Origin of the sequence: Puniceibacterium antarcticum (genome assembly GCF_002760615.1) — a bacterium.
Taxonomy (GTDB): domain Bacteria; phylum Pseudomonadota; class Alphaproteobacteria; order Rhodobacterales; family Rhodobacteraceae; genus Puniceibacterium; species Puniceibacterium antarcticum.
Window position 1 is genome coordinate 1 of the sequence record NZ_AWWI01000106.1, and the last position, 17,866, is coordinate 17,866.

Consider the following 17,866-nt stretch of genomic DNA (forward strand, 5'->3'; position numbering starts at 1 on the left):
TCATCGTAAGGTTCCCAACCCGTACTCGCACCCGGTCGCCCTTGTTCACGACCAGCGGATCAATGTCGGGGAAGATCCGGCTGTTCCAGGTCCAAAGGTTGAAATCCGTCATCGTCATGATGCGGGGTACATAGGTACCCGGATCGATGTCGAAAGCATTCAGCATGATCAGGAAATCACGATCCACCGGCATGAATGTGGGATCCTTGGGGTGGACCACGAACATGCCCATCATCCCCATCGCCATCTGGGTCATTTCATCGCCGTGGGGGTGGTACATGAACGTTCCGGACTTCACCAAGTCGAATTCGTAGACGAAGGTTTTGCCCGGCGGGATGCTTGGATGGCTCAATCCGGAGACCCCATCCATGCCTGAAGGAAGAATGAGCCCGTGCCAGTGCACCGTTGTGCCTTCCGGCAGCCTATTGGTGACGTAGATGCGCACCCGGTCGCCTTCGACTGCTTCGATCGTCGGGCCGGTGGATTGGCCGTTGTAGCCCCACAAATGCGCGATCATGCCGTCGGCCAACTCACGCTCCACCGGTTCGGCAACAAGGTGGAACTCCTTCACGCCGTTGTTCATCCGGTGCGGCAGGGTCCAGCCGTTGAGCGTGACGACGGGTGTATAGTCCGGCCCGGATGAGGGGCGCGGTGTGACCAGCGTTGTGGCGCTGTCCATCACGGCCGCCTCGGGCAGGCCCCTGTTCATCGTCTGACCCCAGGCTTGGGTGGAGACCAGTGCCGCTCCTGCGGCACCGGCACCCAGCATTTGACGTCTGTTCAGCATGTCGGTTCTCCTCAATGTCCAGCGCCGCCACCGGCGGCAATTGCAGTGCCTTCACCGCCGCCTGCACCGCCTGCGCCGCCGCCGTAGATGGCAGCGGTCAGGTCGGCCTGAGCGAGGTAGAAGTCACGTTTGGCGTTGGCGGCTTCCAGCTCTGCGCTAAGCTTTTCGCGCACATCGGTCAGCAGCTCGAAGGTATTGGTGATCATGCCGTTGTAGGACAGCAGACCTTCTTCCTCGACCGTGGCGCGTAACGGCACCAACACGTCGCGGTAGTGCCGCGCGATCTTGTAGGAGGCGTGGTAGGAGGTTTCGGCGCTGCGGGCTTCCGACCGGACAGTCACGGCCTTTTCCGCCAGCACGTTGGCCGCCTGAAGATAGCTCAGTTCCGCTTTGCGCATCCGGGCCTTGCCGGTGTCGTAGATCGGGATGGCAAACTCCAGTTCCACCTGCGGCGTGGTCGCGGTTTCGATGTCGCCGTCTTCGCCGACCTCGCGTTCCGCCTCGAACCCGCCGACGATCTCGAGATCGCTGACGATGCGCGTCTTGTCGGTCAGACCGAAGGCCGCCGCCTGTGCCTCAAGGCCCAGCTTGGCAATACGCAGATCGACGCGGTTGCTCAGCGCGCGGGCCTCGAGGCTGGTGATCCGACCGACCGAACGCGGCAGGGCGGGCAGAGCATCGGGGACGAAATAATCGAGGTCGCTGCCCCACAAACCCATGAGCCGGGTCAGCTGTTCCTTGGCGCGGGCGGCGTTCAGACGCGCCTGTGCCAGTTGGCCGGCGAGTTCGGCGTTGAACGCCTGTTCGCGGGCCTGCCCGGCGCGGTTCAGCGCCCCGGTCTCACCCAATTTGCGCGCCAGTTCCGAACCGGCGTCCGATGTCGCCTTGGCGCGGCTGAGGTAGCTGACAGCCTCGAACGCCGAGACTGCATTGACCCAGGCCGTGCGGGTATCGTTGGCCAGCATCAGCGTGTCACTGACTGCGCCCGCCTGTGCTGCGCGAAAGTTCACATCCGCAAGGGCCATGCGCTGCTGGCGCGTAGTGGCGTCCAGCACGTTCGCGCGGATCAACCCCTCGATGGCCCGGTAGGCGCCGAGTTCCGCCGCTCCGATACCCAGCACACCTATGGAGACCACCGGGTTCTGTGGTGTCGCCTGCTGCCACGCTTCGGCGGCTGACAGGCCGACATTGGCGTAAGCCGCCTGAAGCCCTTTGTTGTTCAGCAGCGCGACCTGCACGGCGGTGTCCGCCGAAATCGTTTTCTTGTGCACAAGGGCCTGCACCTCGCGTTTGATCGCGTCGTTGTCAGCCTGCGTCTGCGCAAAAACAGTGCGCTTGCCGATCGCTGCCGACGTCTGGTCCGACACGGCGGCAAACCCGGCCTTGGACTCGGTATAAATGCCGGGGACAGCTGTGGCACAGGCCGACAGCGCCAGCGGCAGCACGACGATGAGGGATTTGCGAAGGTGTCGCATCAATTGCCCTCCGCCTGTTCATCATTGACCTGACGCCAGTTGCGCGGCCCGGTCGGCGCGCGGTAGCTGTAGCCTGCCAGCGGATCGGCATAGGAGATCGGCGAGGCGACGGCGGAATTTGCCACGGCCTGTTCTGCCGTGACGTCCGGAAGCGGTGTCGGCACCTGTGCACAGGCCCCGAGTCCGAGGGCGCAAACCCCCGCAATATATGTCGTTTTCATCTGATTACCTTGAGTCTGTCATTATGGCCGCGCGGCATGGCTGCGCGACCCTAGACCCCCGCACGGGGGCCGCGATCAGATCAGGTGTTTGGGCGGGCGCAACACGCCGACAGGATCGAATGCGATCAGACGCACCGTCGATATCTGTTGATGCGCGAACGTCTCTGTCGACACCGGCAGACGCACCGTGTCGGCCAGAACAACGCTCAGACAGATCCCGTTACAGCACTGGCCCGCTCCGGCCGAAGTCTCTGCCGCGTCGGACGAGGCAGCGCAATGCTGCGCCTGCGCGTGATCATGAGCGTGTCCGTCATCGGCCTGCATATCCGCGCCTGCAACGGTTTCGTGTGCCGACACTCCCTGTGCAGAGACCCCGTGCATCGCCTCGTGCGCATGCGCCGACGACGGCGGTGACAGCACCAGGGCCAATGCAAAGGCCAGGCACGACAGCGCCTGCAACACTCTGAAAAGGGCGGGTCTTTGTTTCATCTCGCCATGAATGCCGGCAGAGCGCGATCCTGTCAATCGCTCCTGCGCTGGAAGGTTGCCAACTTTCCCGTGATCTGTGACTCTCACGCCAGAGTCCGCACCAGCATCCAAAGCCCCATGCCCAGCATCATCAGGTTTTCGGTCAGCGACACGAAGCCCAGCGGCACGTTGCTCGACCCGCCAACGCAGGCGCATTTCAGTTCGCGTTTGTCGATGTAGACCGCCTTGATCACCGATATGGCGCCGATGGCGCCGATCACGATGGCGACGGGGGCGGCGATCCAGATCAGCGCGCCAGCGGTCATCAGGATACCGGCCAGCGCTTCGCCGAATGGATAGACCTTGCCATAGGGCACCCAGCGAACCGCCAGCAGATCGTAATTCAGGAACATGGTCGAAAAGCTCTCGATATCCTGGAGTTTCTGCACGGCGAGAAAACACATGGAGATCGAAATGAACCACTCGAACGCCCGCAGAGTCAGGACCGAGCCGAAGCTGGCCCAGGACAGCCCCACAGCCATCAGGAAGGCGACCGCAAAGATCGCGATCACCGGCTGGTAGGAGGTATCTGACTGCTCTGGCCTTGGCTTGTCCTTGCCGAAATGGATGCGCAAATCATCGTAACCGCCGATCCGCTCACCCCCGATGAAAGTCTGTGGTGTCGTTTCCACATCGTGGTTCTGCATAAAGGCATCGGTAGCGTCGCGAGTCTCGAGCGGGTGATCCTCGACCGTGTAGCCTTCACGCTCCAGCAAGTCCTTGGACTTGAGGCCATAGGGGCAGGTGTGGCCAGGCATCACCATCCGGTAGAGTTGCGCCGTCTTGCTGTCGTCGCGGGGCATGGAGGTCTCCTTACTTTCCGTCGATTTCCGGGGTTGCGGCCGGTCCACCTTCGAGGTCGGCGATCAACGCCTTCATCTCGGCGATCTCCAGCCTCTGCGCCTCGATGATGCCGTCGGCGAGCGCGCGCACCCGCGGGTCGGAAATATTGGCGCGTTCACTCGTCAGGATCGCGATGGAGTGGTGCGGGATCATCGCGCGCATCCACGATGTGTCGTCGATCGTGCTTTGGCTTCGCACAAGGAACAAAGACAGCGCAAAGACGACGATGCCGCCGGCAAAAATCGCAATGTTGGCTGCGCGATTGGTATACATCCCCAGCATGAAGGCCAACATGATGACCGCCATCACCGCGCCCATGTAAAGCGCCATATAGCTGCGCGTTTCGCTGAAAAAGACGTGATCCAGGGCGTAGGTGTTCAGATACATCAGACCGAACATCACCACGGTGGACGTCAGGATCATCAGGAAAAAGCGTGTGTAGGACATGGAATGCTCCTCATTCTTCAAATCTCTGCTGTCTGAACGTCATTCCAGCGTAGGAGGGTTCCAAGTTTTCTGAGGTTTGAGATGTTATGGCGGTTCTATTCCTTGCCTCTCGTGGCCACGAGAAAGATGGTAGAAGCCGAGCAGCTGATGAGCAGAAAGCCATTCAGAGCCTCGATGCCAGCAAGAAACCTCAAATGGCCTGTTGGATAAATATCGCCAAGTCCCAAGGACGAGTAATTTACGACGGAAAAGTAGAAAACCTCCATAAATGAATCTACGTTCTCTTGTGCGAAACCGCCGATACCCATGATCTCGCCGAAACTGAACCCAAGCGCATAAAGCCCGGCTTCAACTATGTGCGCGGTCCCCAAACAATAGAGAGCAAACAAAAGGCGGCTCGACTGGGTGAACGTAGAACGCTTGGTGGAGTCCATTACGAAGGTCATTGCGCGGACGTGCACAAGCCCGCTCAATCCGAAGAGCAGAACCGTAAGAATAATTGCCCAAGTCAACCCCGCAGACCTCGCTAGCCTATATTCTTCAGTTAATCTTCATCGCCCTGTTTCGTGGCCAAATCCGCGAGGATCGGACAGTCAGGGCGGTGATCACCAGCACAAGCGTGAACCAAGTGTGCCAGCGTCGCACGCATTTGCTTCATTTCCGCGATCTTGTGGTCAATCCGTTCAAGATGTTGCTTGGCGATATCTTTGACTTCAGCACTGGCGCGTTTCTCGTCTTCATAGAGCGCAAGCAGATTGCGGCAGTCTTCTATGCTGAAACCGAGTGCACGGGAGCGGCCAAGAAACGCGAGCTTATGCGCGTCACTTTCACGGAACGTGCGATATCCGTTCGAACTGCGCAGCGGCTTCACAAGCCCGATATCCTCGTAATAGCGGATCGTCTTGGCGGGCAGGCCTGAGAGGGCGGCGACATCTCCAATGTTCATGTTCAAGTTCTCCTTATTTAACGGCGACAGGGATAGAGGATAGCGAAGCCGCTTCTCCATGACCGACCGCCCTGGCTTCATCCATAGCGGGTCGGACCCGGCGCAGCCTCAGGGCGTTGGTCAGAACGAAGATCGAACTCAGCGCCATCGCTCCGGCAGCCAGGACAGGCGAGAGCAACAAGCCAAATGCGGGGTAAAGTGCGCCCGCGGCCACCGGGATCAGCGCGACGTTGTAACCGAAGGCCCAGAACAGGTTCTGACGGATGTTGCGCATGGTGCGGCTGGACACCTCAAATGCGTTGACCACGCCGCGCAGATCGCCCGACATCAGCACCACATCGGCCGATTCAATGGCGACGTCGGTGCCGGTGCCGATGGCGATGCCGACATCGGCATGGGCCAGCGCGGGCGCGTCGTTGATGCCGTCGCCCACGAAGGCGATCCGTCGGCCGCCTTGGCGAAGCTCGTCCAGAGCGGCCACCTTGCCATCGGGCAGAACGCCCGCGATCACGTGGTCGATACCGGTCTCGCGGGCGATGGCTTCGGCCGTCTCGCGCTTGTCGCCGGTGATCATGGCGACCTTCAGCCCGAGGCGGTGCAGCGCGTCGATGGCAGCGGCGCTGGCAGGCTTGACCGGATCGGCCACGCCAATAACTGCCGCAACTCGACCATTCACCGCCGCAAACAGCGCCGTACGGCCTTGCTCGGCCAAGCGGCGTTCCGCCTCGGCAAGCGTCTCGATGCTCAGCCCTTCACGAGACATCAAGCGATCCGCACCGACAAGCACCTCACGCCCTGCAACCCTGGCCCGGACACCGTAGCCCGTGATCGACTCGAAGCTCTCAACGTCGTGGCGCGCGGCGTTCTCGGCCTTGGCTGACCTCACGACGGCCTCGGCGATGGGGTGCTCCGACTGAGCTTCGACCGCGGCGACAAGCGCCAGGACCTCGGCCCGGTCGAACCCGTCCGCCATTACCATGTCGGTCAGTTCGGGGCGGCCTTGTGTCACGGTGCCAGTCTTATCGAGCGCAACGACGTCCACCGAAGTCAGTAGTTGCAGCGCGTCGCCTTTGCGAAAAAGCACGCCCATCTCGGCCGCGCGCCCGGTGCCCACCATGATAGAGGTCGGCGTGGCCAGTCCCATTGCACAGGGACAGGCGATGATCAGCACCGACACGCCCGCCACCAACGCGTAGGACAAGGCAGGGGAGGGGCCAAAAATCAGCCAGACCACAACAGTCACTGCTGCCAGTCCCATGACCGCCGGAACGAACCACAACGTGATCCGGTCCACCAGGCCCTGGATTGGCAGCTTGGCGCCTTGCGCCTGTTCAACCATGCGGATGATCTGCGCCAGCGTCGTGTCGGCACCAACACGTGTCGCGCGGAACCGGAAGCTGCCGGTACCGTTGACGGTGCCGCCGGTCACGGGATCGCCTTTTGCCTTCGCGGCGGGAACCGGCTCCCCGGTGATCATGCTTTCGTCAACATGCGCGGTACCCTCTGACACCTCGCCGTCCACCGCGATGCGCTCGCCGGGGCGCACGACGAGGATATCGCCTGTGCGTATGCTCTCTATAGCAACATCCTTTGGCTCTCCGTCCACCAGAATCCGCGCGGTTCGGGCCTGAAGGCCGAGAAGCTTCTGAATCGCGGCGCCGGTGCGGCCCTTGGCGCGCGCTTCCATCCAGCGGCCCAAGAGGATCAGCACGACGATTACCGCCGCTGCCTCGAAATAGACTGCGCGGGCGGCTTCGGGCAGCAACCAAGGTGCAAAGAGGGCTGTAATGGAATAGAGATAGGCCGCCCCGGTGCCGACAGCCACGAGGCTGTTCATGTCGGGCGCACCCTTCAGTAAGGCGGGAAAGCCCCTGGCGTAGAAATGGCGCCCGGGCCAGAACAGCACAACGGTCGTCAGTATGAACTGGATTATCCAGCTTGTCTGGTGGCCGATGGTGCGGCCGATCATCTCGTGCATCCCCGGCACCAGGTGCGCCCCCATCTCGAGCAGGAACACCGGCAGCGCGAGCAGCGCCGCCAAGGCTGTCCTCCGGGCTAGGTCGCGCGCTTCGCCTTCCTTGCGGGCGCTGCGCTCATCGGGCAGAGCGCTGTCCGCCGGTTCAGCCGGGTAGCCCGCCGCTTCGGCGGCTGTTAGCAGATCGAAGAGCTCCACCGCGCCCTCGACATAGGTCACGGTCGCAGTCTCAGAGGCGAGATTGACATTGACCTCCAGAACCCCGGGTACCGTCGCCAGCGCCTTGTCGACACGACCGACACAGGACGCGCAGGACATGGACGAGACGTTCAGGCGCACTGTCTGGGTGCGGGCGGGATAGCCGGTCCGATCCAGCGCCTCAATCAACTCGGGTATCCGGGTCTCCGAGTCGATCCGCACCTGCGCGGTTTCGGCCGCCAGATTCACATTGACCTCGTCGATCCCGGGCAGCGCCGAGAGCGCGCGTTCAACCCGGCCGACGCAGGATGCGCAGGACATGTTCTGGATAGAGACCCGCAGGTTTTGTGTGACTGGCATGAGTGTCTCCTTTGTCAATAAAAATAACAACTAGGGCTTCCATCAACTGGAAGGTCAACCTTTTCGGAATGTTTTTTTCCACACTTGACCTTACAGTACTGGAAGCACCCACCTAAGAGTGGGAATTAAGGAGATGGACATGAGCAGATTCAATGTTCCGGAAATGAGCTGCGGTCATTGCACCGCAGCAATCGAAAAAGCGATCAAGGCAATCGATCCTACTGCGACCGTTTCTTGCGATCTTGGCATACGAGCGGTGTCGGTCGAGAGTTTTCTAAGCGCCCGGGCGGTGACCGAAGCGATCCGCGACGCGGGATACGACGTGGCAGCGCCCGCTGCGACATGAGATTGGGTCGGCGTCGGCTTAACCGACGCCTATTCCGCACGGCTGTGCTATTCGGCTACCTCGCGCGCCTCATCGATCAATGACTGGATCGGGTTCTACAACAAAGAGCGACCACATACCGCTCTCGACAAACGATCACCCGACGATGCATTCTTCGACACGGAACGAACCCAAAAGGCGGCATGAAACCAGCCAGATTACATCTTAGCCAAGCCGCAAAACTGTCCGAATAAGTGGGACCACTTCAAGCTCCTTAATCCGCTCGTCAGTCAAATCTTGGGCGATTGACGCAAAGGGGCAATTGCAAGACCAATCGCCATAGCGATAATTGGAGAACGACGCATTTCAGTTTCCCTCCCGCTGTCGCTGTGCAGCACTTCGTTCAGCTTGAACGGCGCGCTGACGCTCGGGCCAAGTTGATTTGATGTAAGCGATGATGTTCCAGATTTCGGCGTCCGACAGCTGATCGCCGAACCCGGGCATGCCACTTTGGAAGACGACGCCCTGGAGCGCGAGCGTGGCATCGCCGCCCAGCTTGGTATAGTCAAACAACACGCCATCACGATGATGCCAGGTATGACCAGTTTCGTCATGCGGCGGTGCAGGCAGGACGCCATTGGGTCCAGGAGAACGCCAATCCGGCTGTCCTTCCAGATTGGCGCCGTGGCAGGCCGCGCAGTTTTCTATGTAGAGATCCTCACCCTGTGCGACATCGAAAGCTTCCGGCATGGATACAGTCTGCGGGCCAACCGTGCTCATGAGCCAGCCACCGGCCGCTGCCGCACCCAGTAAAATCACCGATAGCGCCAAGTATCTTCGCATTACGTTACTCGCATCCAGGTCATCATGCCAGAGGCCGCGTGGCTGAGCATGTGGCAGTGAAAGAGCCAGTCGCCCGGATTGTCGGCGATGAACCCGATTGTCCGAGTCTCACCGCCGAACATCAGAAGAGTGTCACGGAGCGGCCCGAGTGCACCGTTCTGGCCGATCTCGCAGAAATGCATTCCGTGCAGGTGCATCGCGTGCGGAAAGGACGTGTCGTTGTAGATTTCGAGCTTTACTGCCTGTCCGGCGGCCACGTTGGCAAGGGGCGTCTCAGTCATTCCGATAGTATCATTGAAGGCCCAGAATTCGTTCGCCTCGACAAGTTTGCGAAACGTCTTGCGTTGTCCGTTCAGGATCGCGGCGTCCAGTGTACCCATCGCGCCACCTTGCATGTTCAGGCGCATGTAAACGGCACTTTCAAGGTCGGGCAGCTCCATCTTCAGATTTTTGGGCAGGGCAGCAGGGGCTCTGCGGCGCGCGGCCATGGCCTGACCGCCGACGGGAAAGGCCACTTGCGACATGCCTTCCTGATCCTCAATGCGTATCAGATGCGCCATCTCCCCAAACTTAGCGGTCACGTCGACGATCACGTCGGCGCGCTGACCGGGCCCGAGGATGAGCGGGTCATTGAAAGGCTCTGGCTTGCTCAAAGGCATCCCGTCGAGCGCGACGGTCCAGCCTTCCATCCCTGCGAGCGACAGGACAAATATTCTCGCATTGGCGGCATTGATCAAGCGCAAACGAAGGCGCTCATTCTGCCGCACATCGAGAGAGTAATCATAGTGCCCATTCGTCGCAATGAAATTGCCGCGTCGGCCCGCATGACTGCGATCGTGGCGCGACGTGAAATCGGGATCGATCTGCGCTGTCTCGGGATCGAGAAGCCAATCGTCGAGGATCAGCACGTCCTCTCGATCTACATCCGGAGCCTCAGCCTCCTCGACGATCAGCGCACCGTAGAGCCCGCGGGCGACCTGCTCAACCGACCTATTATGCCATGATATTAATAAGTTCCGGCATCAGGTGCAACGAAGTCGTAATCGAAACTCTCGCCCGGTTCGACGGCGGCTTGCGTCAGCCCTGCAACGCCGTCCATCGCGTTGTCGATCCGGATTCCGTGCCAGTGGATAGCGCTTGCCTGCGGCATCTCGTTCAGGAATTTTCGTTGAACCCGTGCACCCTGCGCGATCCGCAGTTCCGGGCCGGGCATAACGCCGTCCTAGCCCCAGATTTCCGTCATCTGATAGGACGGTGGCGCCAGCTGGATCGCAGCCGATCGCGCTTGGAGTTCAACAAACTGCAACGTCTCTGTGCGGGCTGTACTCGGCAATGCGAGTGCTGCGGCCGCAGTAGCGCTGCGCAAAAGGAAATCCCGTCGTTTCATCTCTTTGTCGTATCCTTGGATGGAGTGGGGCGCCTTTGCGCCCCACTTCGTTAATCGTATTTCGGCTGAGGCACCGGTAAGGCCACCATCCCCTCTTCTTCCGGCAACTCGCTATCCAGAAGATAGACCGCCATCGCGCGCAAATCTGCCTTGGACAGGAACCGCGTGCCATACTGGACGACCTCTCCCATGCTTCCCCCGAACACATCGCCCGATGGTGTCACACCGCTTTGCAGGGCATAGCTCAGGTTCGCGACGCTCCAGCCACGCTCCGCCAGAACATCGGGAAGAATGGATGGAGCCTTATTCCCTCCAGGCAGCGCATCGTTGCCCGCAAAGACCGCATTTTCAATCCGTCCGCCAGCCAGATTGCGACCGGTATGGCAAGCCCCGCAATGTGTGGCCCCCTGTACGAGTTCGCGGCCCCGGTTCCACTCATCGCTTCTACCCTCGACCGGCTCGGTTTGGGGGTCGCTCAAGTAGGCAGCGCGCCAGAGCTTCAATCCCCAACGCAGATTGAACGGAAATCCGACTTCGTGCGAAGGAGCGGATTCGGCCACAGGCGCGACCGTCTGAAAAGCCGTCCAGAGATCGGCGACGTCCTGATCTGAAAAGTCCGCATAGAAGGGATAGGTGAAGGCGGGGTAGTAGGGGGTGCCATCGGGTGCGACACCCTGCCTGATCGCCATCGCGAACTGTTCGACGTTCCAGCCACCGATCCCGTGTTCAGGGTCCGTTGTGATGTTCGGCGGATAGAAAGTACCGAAATCAGTTTTCAGAGGCGCGCCACCTGCAAGCGGCGCGCCTCCGTCCTCGAAATTCGTGTGACATGCGATGCAGCCACTGGCGCGCGCCAGATAGGCCCCGCGCTGCAAATCACCCGCCAATTCAATCTTCCCTGCCTCGCGGCCTATCGGCCACGCAGCCAGCATCGCGGCCGCGGTGGCGCCCAAAAGGGTCAGCCCCACAGTGCCTGCAATAACAACCCGCCCCATGTCACTTGGCTTCTTTACGGAACTTTGTATGACATGATGAACAGGTGTCGCTGACCATCGCGAACACCGCATCGGCCGACATTTCTGCCAGCTCTTCCCGGCCCATCGTGGCGTCGGCCATCATCCCTCCGCCCATCATGTCGCTGCCGCCCATCATTGCCCCGGCATCGGTCATGCCGTCCTGCGACCCGGCCAATCCATTCCCGGCCGCAAGGGCGAGACCCTCAGAAGAGGTGTGAAGCCGCTCAGCGAGTTCGGCAAAGGTCTCCCAGTCCTCCCAGATGGCGTCCTTGACATAGGATGCCATATTCTCGTTGTCTTCGGGAAAGAGCTCTGTCATCGACTCGCCAGCATGCATGCCGATCGCCTCGGCGGCTTCGCGGACAGCTGCGGCGTCATAGTCCGCTTCGCCGCTCATCATTGGCGTGACCGCCTTTATGGCATCCCCCATAGCCGACATCGCGACCATACGTTCTTTTACGATCCCGGTAGCGCCCGTATGCGCAATGGCCGCCGATGCAATGCCGATGGCCGCTGCGATGGCAATAATTCTATTGGTGTTCATGTTCAGTTCCTTTATCTCTGTGTATGAGTGCCCAATTCAGATCAGACGAAGCGGCGTGGAGGTGGAGGCTCTTCAGCTAGGTCGAATCCGTTCAGCCGGATGTTACCGCCATTGCAGTCTTTCGCCGTGGACGCTGATCCCACGGGGCGCTGGCGTCGTTTCGACTGCAATGGCGGTAACTGCGCAATCAAGGCCAGGGTGGCAGTGGCTCAAGTCGCCTTCGATAACGGTGTATATCTCTATATGATCGTCGTTGCTTAGCGCGATCGTCTCAACTGAAACGATCCGAGCATCCATATGCGCTTCTGCAGTCTGCAGCCCGAGGCTAAACGCGAAAAGCGCACAGAGAAACACTGCGCGCAGGAATGCGAAGAGATGAAGTCCGCCACGCATAATGCTAGAAAATGCCGTTCTCTGCCTGGAGCTCGCGAACATAGCCCGCGATCATCTTCACATCAGCATCGGTAAGTCCGTCTACCGGAGGCATATTGCCAAAATTCCAGTGATGCGATCTGACCCCATTTTTCGCCGCCAAGACGAAAGCCATGTCAGAGTGATGCGAAGGCTCATAGATTTTGTGCACAAGCGGCGGCGCAACGCCATTTTGGCCTGCGGCGTTGGCGCCGTGACATTCCGCACATTTTGCCTCGAAGGCACGTTTCCCGATCTGCGCATTCGTTGACAATTCGGCCGGTAGTGAAACCTCCACGATGGGCGCCCCATGCGCGATACCGTTTGTGTCCGGTGGCACCATCGAATGACCTGCGGACTGTTGCCCAGATGAGGTCGCGTTCCAATAGATCGCTAGGCCGCCGACCAACAAAAATGCCACTACGGCCAGAAGAATCTTATTCATTATCTACGGTCCTTCGCAACAATCTGTCGGCTTCAGATAAGTTTGACTTGTGTTCCCACCGGCGTTCTGTCGAAGACTTCCTCGATATGTTCATTGTAGAGTCCGATACATCCATTTGACGATTTGCGCCCGATCTTTCGTGTATCCTGCGTTCCGTGGATGCGGTAATACTGCCACGATAAATATAGTGCGCGCGTCCCCAGCGGATTGGTGGGGTCCCCACCAGCGACAAACGGGGGCCATTCAGGGTTCCGCTCACGCATCGAAGGTGTTGGAGCCCAGCTTGGGTTCTCTCGTTTTTCGACGACTTCCGTGTACCCTCGCCTCGTCAACTCATCAGTCAGAGGAACGGAAGTCGGGTAGATGCGCGTCTCGCCATCTGCGGTCCAGTGCTGCAGCACCTTTGTTGTCGTATCTGAAATGATGATACCATTGCCAAGAGTGTCGAAATGGTCCCGCCATTCGTGCGTGCGGAAAGACGATACGTTGCGACGTGTCGACGCCGCTTCCTGAGCCAAAAGTAACGACGGTGCGGCCAACGCGGTTGCACCGCCTGTCGCAGCCAAGATGAAACGACGTCTATCAATCAGCCTGCGCGCCTGCTCTGCCATATTATACTTGCTCCTGTCTTCATGCCTGTTTGGAGCATACAAACCACCTTCCAGCACTGGAGGGTCAAGCCGAGCCTGTCTGACATAACAGTGATCTTTGTATCGGTTTGTAACGTTGACGTTCCCATGCTGGAGGCCGGTACCCTAATCTGTTACCAGTGCAGAACCAACAGAAGTAACCGTCTGGGTCGGACCGGCCAGCCTCGAAGCAGTGACGTTCCTGTCGCTTTGCCGGATACCGGATGTGGCGAGAATTCCAGGTGCTGCGGTCCTGGCCGTGGACGCGTTGGCACTGGCCGGATTTCTGTCGGAGTCGGGGAACTCCGGCCAGCCGCAGCAACCGATTGGACCAAATTCAACCGGTCCGAAATCGCGCGTCATATCTTGATCGGACTGGTCGTCTTTGAGGACGTAACGGCCGACTGGTGTCTGACCTGCAAAGCGAACTAGGCGCTGGTTCTCGACCGGGAGCCCGTCGCTTCGCGACTGCGTCAGCCTGGTATCGTCGCCATGCAGGCGGATTGGACGCGTCCCGAAGAATCGATCTCGCGCTATCTGGAGAGCTTCGGGCGCTACGGAATTCCATTCAACGTTGTAGATGGTCCTGACGGCCCGGATGGGATCGTCATGCCGGAACTGTCACTGAGGTCGTGCTTGACGCGCTGTCGGACGCCGCATCGGGCCGGGTCGCTATGAATCAGTAGGGGTTCCGAAACCTCTGACAGCCCTTCCTGCGCGCCAGCGAGAGTATGAAAGGCACCACGGCGCAGGTTACGCCGTCGGGGGATACAGAACAACACGCGTGTCCATCGGGACGCGGTCGTAGAGATCGATCATCTGATCGTTGACCATCCGGGCGCAACCATTCGACACCCTGCGTGCCAAAGTGGACGGGTCATTGGTGCCGTGAATCCTCAAGAAAGTATCGCCACGGCCTGGTTGAAACAGGTAAAGAGCGCGTGACCCCAATGGATTGTTTAGGCCGCCGGGCATTCCGTCTCTCCATCTGGAGTAAACTCCTGGCTCTCGGCGCAACATGCCAGGCGTAGGTGTCCAACTCGGCCATTCCTTCTTTGCGCCGACATAGAACTCGCCAGCCTCATAGAGACCTGGTCGTCCGATCCCGACGACATAGCGCACCGCGATATTTCCTGGCAGGGTCCAATAGAGACCAAACTCTCCCGGGAAAACATGAATCTCGAAGGGTGCAAAGCTCACGCTGATGGGAACGACCCTCGGCAGCATCTCTACGGGCAAGTTGTAATCCGGCAATTTCTTGGGCGGATGTGCCTTTGCTTGATGTCCGACGGCCGAAAGGGCCAATCCAAACGTTCCGCCGATGAAAGTCCTTCGATGCACGCCAAACTTCCTCACTTGCTATTCCAGTTCAGACATTCTCTGGAGAACCGCTTACCGTCTGGGGTCATCCAAGGCCAAATCCGAGATGAGTCCACGAGCCAACCCGTGGGCAACGCGGGCGCATTCCTTCTCGCCGAGCACGCGATTGTCGTTTTGAAGGCGTAACCATCCATCCAGATCATCAGAAGAGCATCTCTTTGAGCAAATGCGAGTTCTCGACAACGTTCGTCACCGTGAAATCGCTGACCACGAAAGCTTAATCAGCGCCGCGAACGCGATACCAATGAAAACCAGCTTTGCGATGGATGAAACCCGCGTGCTACGCATCCAAGGGGCATTGCCATGGGCGGCACCGAACTTGGGGAGCACGATCTGAACCAGTGCCGAGCGCGAGGGCAACGGCAAATTGTCCGATCTCAGGTATCATCGCGGTTTCCTAATTCTTCAGCAGTCATGCTGGACGGGTGCAGCCTTCCTATGCGGGAAGGTCAATAGTTGATGGCTCACAATTCGGTGGGCATTGGAACGCCCTGCTCTGTGTCACAATCCGAGTTTCGCCTTGCGCGCTCGTTCTCCTCTACGTCGATTTTGCCCTAAGTATAGTGTTCGCGCAGAATTCCGGCCGCGTCCGATGTGCTGCCTGAGCCGGATTTCGCGGAAAAGTCGCGAACAGCAAACACGATCAATGCAATGATCGCCCACCAAAACTACAGCATCATCAAACGGCCGAACATGCCGTATCCACGTCCCTAGATCGTATGATCGAAACCCTCTCCCCAACTATCCGCTGACTTGGCGAGCGCGACACCGGCGAACACTAAAAGTGCTGACGGAATTGCGACGGACATCCACTTTATCATGATATGCTAGATGCTTGCTGATCAGGTACCGTTTCGAGCGGTAAAGTGACGATCACGAGGAGACCGCCTTCGGCGCGGTTCGACAGCGCCACATCTCCACCATGGCCCCGGATGATTGTTCGCGCGATCGACAGGCCAAGGCCGGTTCCGCCCGTTTCGCGAGAGCGAGATTTTTCGAGCCGGAAAAACGGCTCAAATACCTGTTCGAGTTCGGCCTCGGGAATCCCAGGACCGTTGTCTGCAACGCGAATTTGGACATGTTCGGCGTCATACCCAAAAGTGACTTCGGCCCCTCCGCCATAGCGCTGTGCGTTCTCGATGATGTTGCGTAGCGCGCGGCGCACAGATTGGGGCCGCAAGCGAACGTTTATGCTGTTAGCCGTATTCATCGTGAATCCGTCGATCATGTCGGCCTGCAACTGCTGCAGGTAGGCGCCCAAATCCACCGTCTCGTAGGCTTCGGCGCTGGCCATGCCCTGTGCAAAGGCGAGCGTTGCATCGACCATCCTCTGCATTTCCGAGATTGAGGCGACAAGACTCTCGCGTGTTTCGTCCTCGTCCACCATCTCGGCCCGCACCCGCATGGCTGTCAAAGGAGAACGCAAATCATGGCCCAACGCAGCGAGTATTTGTGTCCTGTCCGTAACGAAGCGTGTCAGCCTTTCCTGCATCTGATTGAATGCCTGCGTGAGCCCGCGCACCTCGTTGGGGCCGACGAGCGGCAAAGGACCAACGGCTTCCCCTCGTCCAAGAGTATCTGTTGCACGTGAAATGCGCAGGAGCGGACGAGTCAGACGGGTCAGAAGAAACCAGCAGGCCGTGATTAGGATGATCGCTGCCGTGATCCCAAAACTGACGATCGATATCCAGGGCCATTGCAATGGCGGCGGTTCAAACCGCGTTCCGACATTCAGCCATTGGCCGTCCTTCAGCGCAATCGACAGCTGCATTTCGATCGCGGATAGCTCGCCACGCATCATCGCGAGATGCATTTCCGCCATCTCTGGTACAAGATGTGGCATTGGCAGAATGCCATGCTCGACCTCATGCAGCTCGACGCGGATCTCACGGTCTCTGGCGAAACCTAAGAGACTGCGGACACGTGCTTCGATAGCTCTATCGGCATGGCTGTTGTGGTCCACCAAGGATTGCTCAGAAACATCAAAACGGACCAATGGAGAATTCGCTGCTCGAAGAATTGCCAGATGCAACGAAACTGGCGCCTCTTCGAGCAACAGCGCGACGTTCGCGGCCCGACCTGCCGCCTCGAAACCCAGGGCCGCACGCACAGCTAGGCCCCGCTCATCGACAAACAGCCACAGGCTGATCGTCTGGGCGACAGCGAGCGCCGCAATGATCAGCAGGACCAACTGCCCTCGAAGACTGTCGACAAGGCGTGGCATCAGCTCAACTCGCGGACATCGGCAGCAAGGCAATAGCCGCCGCCGCGCACTGTGGTGACGATGCGAGGGCGCGACGGATCAAGCTCGATCTTACGGCGGAGCCGACTGATCTGGTTGTCTATGGTCCGGTCAAAGACTGACGGCGCTCGACCGGCCGAGAGATCAAGCAGCTGATCGCGGCTCAGTACAAAGCGAGGGCGTTCCAGCAGGATCGTCAGCAGCTTGAACTCTGAGCCAGTCAGGTCGATCTGCACACCTTCCGCGTTCGATAGCACCCGACTATCCGTATCCAGTATCCAATCAGCAAACGCGATGCGTCGGCCCGATAGTTTGCCCGCGAAGGGCTCGACTTTCGTCGAACGGCGCAGGATGGCCTTGATGCGGGCGACCAGTTCACGCGGGTTGAAGGGTTTCGAAAGATAGTCATCTGCACCGATTTCGAGGCCAACAATACGATCAGTTTCCCCTCCGAGCGCGGTCAGCATCAGGATCGGCACAGTTCCGGTTGCAGATAAACGGCGGCACACGGACAGACCGTCTTCCCCCGGCATCATAACGTCGAGGACGATAAGGTCATACTGCCCGTTCGCGAGCTTCGCATCCATGTCGACCGCATCACGCGCCGAGGTCGCGCGCATCCCATTCTTCTTGAGATAACGCGTCACAGCATCGCGTATTTCACGGTGGTCATCGACGACAAGAATGTGTGGCAGCTCGCTCATAACGCTTCCTCTAGATGAAAGTCGGGTGTGTTCCCGAAGAGATTTGTAACAAAGTGTAACAGGCGCCGCGTTTGTGACCTGCTGATACAAAACGCCTGGGCTGCCGACATTCCGTCGCGACAATCAGCTACCATATGTTCCATATCGAAACACTTGCACG

21 protein-coding genes and 1 pseudogene are annotated in these 17,866 nt (G+C 59.3%); 2 read left to right on the forward strand and 20 right to left on the reverse strand.

Annotation, left to right across the window (positions count from 1 at the left end; translation table 11 throughout):
• The 9 genes from P775_RS14825 to P775_RS14865 all read right to left on the reverse strand — a co-directional run.
• Positions 1–787, reverse strand: a 787-nt coding sequence (locus tag P775_RS14825) for a multicopper oxidase domain-containing protein (protein ID WP_180287450.1), incomplete at its 3' end; no start/stop codon positions are given.
• 11 nt (positions 788–798) lie between these two features.
• Positions 799–2,262: a TolC family protein gene (locus P775_RS14830; protein WP_099911723.1), complete on the reverse strand. Its 1,464-nt coding sequence runs from the start codon at positions 2,260–2,262 to the stop codon at positions 799–801.
• A complete protein-coding gene (locus P775_RS14835; RefSeq protein WP_099911724.1) occupies positions 2,262–2,483 on the reverse strand; it encodes a hypothetical protein in 222 nt (73 codons plus the stop codon). Before P775_RS14835 ends, P775_RS14830 begins: the two co-directional genes overlap by 1 nt.
• A 75-nt stretch (positions 2,484–2,558) precedes the next feature.
• The gene (locus P775_RS14840) at positions 2,559–3,008 is read right to left on the reverse strand and encodes a hypothetical protein (protein ID WP_143520919.1); all 450 of its coding nucleotides are present in this window, start codon (positions 3,006–3,008) and stop codon (positions 2,559–2,561) included.
• Positions 3,009–3,055: 47 nt separating this feature from the next.
• Positions 3,056–3,814, reverse strand: a complete 759-nt coding sequence (locus P775_RS14845; RefSeq protein ID WP_099911726.1) for a MauE/DoxX family redox-associated membrane protein — start codon at positions 3,812–3,814, stop codon at positions 3,056–3,058.
• A gap of 10 nt (positions 3,815–3,824) precedes the next feature.
• Complete coding sequence (locus tag P775_RS14850; RefSeq protein ID WP_099911727.1) at positions 3,825–4,301, reverse strand: DUF305 domain-containing protein; 477 nt, start codon at positions 4,299–4,301, stop codon at positions 3,825–3,827.
• 95 nt (positions 4,302–4,396) lie between these two features.
• A complete protein-coding gene (locus P775_RS14855; RefSeq protein ID WP_245875706.1) occupies positions 4,397–4,735 on the reverse strand; it encodes an ion channel in 339 nt (112 codons plus the stop codon).
• A 110-nt stretch (positions 4,736–4,845) separates the two neighbouring features.
• Positions 4,846–5,247, reverse strand: coding sequence for a Cu(I)-responsive transcriptional regulator (cueR, locus tag P775_RS14860; RefSeq protein ID WP_099911729.1), 402 nt, complete (start codon positions 5,245–5,247; stop codon positions 4,846–4,848).
• 13 nt (positions 5,248–5,260) lie between these two features.
• A complete protein-coding gene (locus tag P775_RS14865; protein ID WP_099911730.1) occupies positions 5,261–7,780 on the reverse strand; it encodes a heavy metal translocating P-type ATPase in 2,520 nt (839 codons plus the stop codon).
• 139 nt (positions 7,781–7,919) lie between these two features.
• On the opposite strand from P775_RS14865, the gene P775_RS14870 reads away from it, so the two are divergent.
• Complete coding sequence (locus P775_RS14870) at positions 7,920–8,126, forward strand: heavy-metal-associated domain-containing protein (RefSeq protein ID WP_099911731.1); 207 nt, start codon at positions 7,920–7,922, stop codon at positions 8,124–8,126.
• Between the two features lie 42 nt (positions 8,127–8,168).
• Positions 8,169–8,312 (forward strand): integrase core domain-containing protein, encoded by a 144-nt coding sequence (locus P775_RS29905; RefSeq protein ID WP_099911755.1) that lies wholly within the window; start codon positions 8,169–8,171, stop codon positions 8,310–8,312.
• A gap of 159 nt (positions 8,313–8,471) precedes the next feature.
• Here P775_RS29905 and P775_RS14880 read toward each other — a convergent pair whose 3' ends face one another.
• The 11 genes and pseudogenes from P775_RS14880 to P775_RS14930 all read right to left on the reverse strand — a co-directional run bounded on the left by P775_RS14880 (position 8,472) and on the right by P775_RS14930 (position 17,706).
• The gene (locus P775_RS14880) at positions 8,472–8,948 is read right to left on the reverse strand and encodes a c-type cytochrome (RefSeq protein WP_099911732.1); all 477 of its coding nucleotides are present in this window, start codon (positions 8,946–8,948) and stop codon (positions 8,472–8,474) included.
• On the reverse strand, positions 8,948–9,472 hold the full coding sequence (locus tag P775_RS29580; protein ID WP_342749656.1) for a multicopper oxidase domain-containing protein: 525 nt from the start codon (positions 9,470–9,472) through the stop codon (positions 8,948–8,950). Before P775_RS29580 ends, P775_RS14880 begins: the two co-directional genes overlap by 1 nt.
• 108 nt (positions 9,473–9,580) lie before the next feature.
• A pseudogene (locus P775_RS29585) lies at positions 9,581–9,856 on the reverse strand (cupredoxin domain-containing protein); the annotation flags it as partial.
• A 98-nt stretch (positions 9,857–9,954) separates the two neighbouring features.
• Positions 9,955–10,161, reverse strand: a complete 207-nt coding sequence (locus P775_RS29590) for a multicopper oxidase domain-containing protein (RefSeq protein ID WP_342749655.1) — start codon at positions 10,159–10,161, stop codon at positions 9,955–9,957.
• Between the two features lie 224 nt (positions 10,162–10,385).
• Positions 10,386–11,330 carry a c-type cytochrome gene (locus P775_RS14890; RefSeq protein WP_099911733.1) on the reverse strand — a complete coding sequence of 315 codons (945 nt, stop codon included), beginning with the start codon at positions 11,328–11,330 and terminating at the stop codon, positions 10,386–10,388.
• Position 11,331: 1 nt separating this feature from the next.
• A complete protein-coding gene (locus P775_RS14895) occupies positions 11,332–11,895 on the reverse strand; it encodes a c-type cytochrome (RefSeq protein WP_099911734.1) in 564 nt (187 codons plus the stop codon).
• Positions 11,896–12,292: 397 nt separating this feature from the next.
• Positions 12,293–12,751 carry a c-type cytochrome gene (locus P775_RS14905; RefSeq protein ID WP_099911736.1) on the reverse strand — a complete coding sequence of 153 codons (459 nt, stop codon included), beginning with the start codon at positions 12,749–12,751 and terminating at the stop codon, positions 12,293–12,295.
• Between the two features lie 32 nt (positions 12,752–12,783).
• A complete protein-coding gene (locus P775_RS14910) occupies positions 12,784–13,362 on the reverse strand; it encodes a L,D-transpeptidase (RefSeq protein WP_099911737.1) in 579 nt (192 codons plus the stop codon).
• A gap of 771 nt (positions 13,363–14,133) precedes the next feature.
• Positions 14,134–14,721, reverse strand: coding sequence for a L,D-transpeptidase (locus P775_RS14915; RefSeq protein ID WP_425439914.1), 588 nt, complete (start codon positions 14,719–14,721; stop codon positions 14,134–14,136).
• Positions 14,722–15,577: 856 nt separating this feature from the next.
• Positions 15,578–16,984: an ATP-binding protein gene (locus tag P775_RS14925; RefSeq protein ID WP_099911738.1), complete on the reverse strand. Its 1,407-nt coding sequence runs from the start codon at positions 16,982–16,984 to the stop codon at positions 15,578–15,580.
• Positions 16,984–17,706 (reverse strand): response regulator, encoded by a 723-nt coding sequence (locus P775_RS14930; protein WP_099911739.1) that lies wholly within the window; start codon positions 17,704–17,706, stop codon positions 16,984–16,986. Before P775_RS14930 ends, P775_RS14925 begins: the two co-directional genes overlap by 1 nt.
• Between the last annotated feature and the right edge of the window lie 160 nt (positions 17,707–17,866).

Excerpts from the sequence above, each read along its gene's own strand:
- P775_RS14880 (WP_099911732.1), bottom strand. The coding sequence starts at position 8,948 with ATGCGAAGATACTTGGCGCTATCGGTGATTTTACTGGGTGCGGCAGCG.
- P775_RS29590 (WP_342749655.1), bottom strand. The coding sequence starts at position 10,161 with ATGCCCGGCCCGGAACTGCGGATCGCGCAGGGTGCACGGGTTCAACGA.
- P775_RS14850 (WP_099911727.1), bottom strand. The coding sequence starts at position 4,301 with ATGTCCTACACACGCTTTTTCCTGATGATCCTGACGTCCACCGTGGTG.
- P775_RS14870 (WP_099911731.1), top strand. The coding sequence starts at position 7,920 with ATGAGCAGATTCAATGTTCCGGAAATGAGCTGCGGTCATTGCACCGCA.
- P775_RS14845 (WP_099911726.1), bottom strand. The coding sequence starts at position 3,814 with ATGCCCCGCGACGACAGCAAGACGGCGCAACTCTACCGGATGGTGATG.
- P775_RS14890 (WP_099911733.1), bottom strand. The coding sequence starts at position 11,330 with ATGGGGCGGGTTGTTATTGCAGGCACTGTGGGGCTGACCCTTTTGGGC.
- P775_RS14855 (WP_245875706.1), bottom strand. The coding sequence starts at position 4,735 with ATGGACTCCACCAAGCGTTCTACGTTCACCCAGTCGAGCCGCCTTTTG.
- P775_RS29580 (WP_342749656.1), bottom strand. The coding sequence starts at position 9,472 with ATGTCGCAAGTGGCCTTTCCCGTCGGCGGTCAGGCCATGGCCGCGCGC.
- P775_RS14910 (WP_099911737.1), bottom strand. The coding sequence starts at position 13,362 with ATGGCAGAGCAGGCGCGCAGGCTGATTGATAGACGTCGTTTCATCTTG.
- P775_RS14895 (WP_099911734.1), bottom strand. The coding sequence starts at position 11,895 with ATGAACACCAATAGAATTATTGCCATCGCAGCGGCCATCGGCATTGCA.
- P775_RS14830 (WP_099911723.1), bottom strand. The coding sequence starts at position 2,262 with ATGCGACACCTTCGCAAATCCCTCATCGTCGTGCTGCCGCTGGCGCTG.
- P775_RS14905 (WP_099911736.1), bottom strand. The coding sequence starts at position 12,751 with ATGAATAAGATTCTTCTGGCCGTAGTGGCATTTTTGTTGGTCGGCGGC.
- P775_RS14865 (WP_099911730.1), bottom strand. The coding sequence starts at position 7,780 with ATGCCAGTCACACAAAACCTGCGGGTCTCTATCCAGAACATGTCCTGC.
- P775_RS14835 (WP_099911724.1), bottom strand. The coding sequence starts at position 2,483 with ATGAAAACGACATATATTGCGGGGGTTTGCGCCCTCGGACTCGGGGCC.
- P775_RS14925 (WP_099911738.1), bottom strand. The coding sequence starts at position 16,984 with ATGCCACGCCTTGTCGACAGTCTTCGAGGGCAGTTGGTCCTGCTGATC.
- cueR (WP_099911729.1), bottom strand. The coding sequence starts at position 5,247 with ATGAACATTGGAGATGTCGCCGCCCTCTCAGGCCTGCCCGCCAAGACG.
- P775_RS14930 (WP_099911739.1), bottom strand. The coding sequence starts at position 17,706 with ATGAGCGAGCTGCCACACATTCTTGTCGTCGATGACCACCGTGAAATA.